The following is a 1282-nucleotide window of genomic DNA, read 5'->3' on the forward strand; positions in this document are numbered from 1 at the left end:
TGGGCTTGATCCGCTTTGACGGACATCTGAGATCAGGGGTTCTGCCCCGGAAGGATGTCCATCATGGAGAGCATGGGGAAGAAGAAGCCTCGGCCTCGCCGTTCGTTCACGCCGGAGTTCAAGGCCGAGATCGTCGAGCTGTGCCGGCGCGGTGACCGCTCGGTTGGCCAGGTCGCCAGGGACTTCGACCTGACCGAGACCGCGGTGCGGTTGTGGGTCAGCCAGGCCGGGGTCGACGCGGGCGAGCGCGACGGGCTGACCAGCAGCGAACGCGAGGAGCTGGCGGCGCTGCGGCGGGAGAACCGCCGGCTGCGGGAGGACGTGGAGATCCTCAAGCGGGCCACGGCTTTCTTCGTGAAGGAGACCCGGTGACGGTGCACCCGTTCATCGAGGCGGAGAAGCGAGACGGTCACAGCGTCAAGCGCGTGTGTGAACTGCTGAAGGTCTCCCGAGCCGCCTTCTATGCCCGCCGCAGTGGCAGGCCCGGTCCGCGGGCGGTCCGCGATGCCGAGCTGGCCGAGAAGATCGCCGAAGTTCACGAGTGGTCCCGTGGGACCTACGGGGCTCCGCGCGTCCACGCCGTCCTGCAACGAGAGGGCGAGGAGTGCGGACGGCGCCGTGTTGCCCGGCTGATGCGCAATGCCGGGCTGCAGGGCCGTCACCGCAGGCGACGGCGGCTGACGACGGTCCCTGACCCGCGGGCGGCGTCCCGGCCCGACCTCGTGGTCCGCGACTTCGCTCCCGACCCCGGCGGGCTCGACACCCGCTGGTGTGGTGACATCACCTACGTCCCGACCGAGGAGGGCTGGCTGTATCTGGCCACCGTCATCGACATCGCCTCCCGCCGCGTGGTCGGCTGGTCCACCGCCGACCACCTGCGGACCGAACTGGTCGCGGACGCTCTGCGGTCCGCCTGCCGCCGGCGTCGTCCCGCCCGGCCGGTGATCTTTCACTCGGATCGCGGCTGTCAGTACGGCAGTCAGCAATTCGCTTCCCTGGCGACGGAGTTCGGTGTCCGTCTGTCCGTCGGCCGCACGGGTCAGTGCTGGGACAACGCGCTCGCCGAGTCGTTCTTCGCCACCATCAAACGGGAGTTGCTCGACACGAGCTCCTGGCCCAGTCGGGCCGCCGCACGCACCGCGATCTTCGACTTCATCGAGGGCTGGTACAACTTGCACCGTCTGCACAGCAGCCTCGGCTACCGCAGTCCCGCCGAATACGAGACCGCACTCGCAGCCTGACCACCACACCGATGGTGTCCGTCAAAGCGGAACAAGCTCAA

The 1282-nt window shown here is 68.6% G+C and carries 2 protein-coding genes; both read left to right on the forward strand.

Features of this window, described 5'->3' with window-relative positions:
* The first annotated feature begins 63 nt into the window (after positions 1 to 63).
* The gene (locus tag SSP29_RS00010; RefSeq protein ID WP_167449829.1) at positions 64 to 372 is read left to right on the forward strand and encodes a transposase; all 309 of its coding nucleotides are present in this window, start codon (positions 64 to 66) and stop codon (positions 370 to 372) included.
* On the forward strand, positions 369 to 1241 hold the full coding sequence (locus SSP29_RS00015; RefSeq protein WP_167449830.1) for an IS3 family transposase: 873 nt from the start codon (positions 369 to 371) through the stop codon (positions 1239 to 1241). Before SSP29_RS00010 ends, SSP29_RS00015 begins: the two co-directional genes overlap by 4 nt.
* Positions 1242 to 1282 lie beyond the last annotated feature (41 nt).

The sequence above is a fragment of the Streptomyces hyaluromycini genome (assembly GCF_002217755.1).
GTDB classification, from domain to species: domain Bacteria; phylum Actinomycetota; class Actinomycetes; order Streptomycetales; family Streptomycetaceae; genus Streptomyces; species Streptomyces hyaluromycini.

Excerpts from the sequence above, each read along its gene's own strand:
- SSP29_RS00010 (WP_167449829.1), top strand. The coding sequence starts at position 64 with ATGGAGAGCATGGGGAAGAAGAAGCCTCGGCCTCGCCGTTCGTTCACG.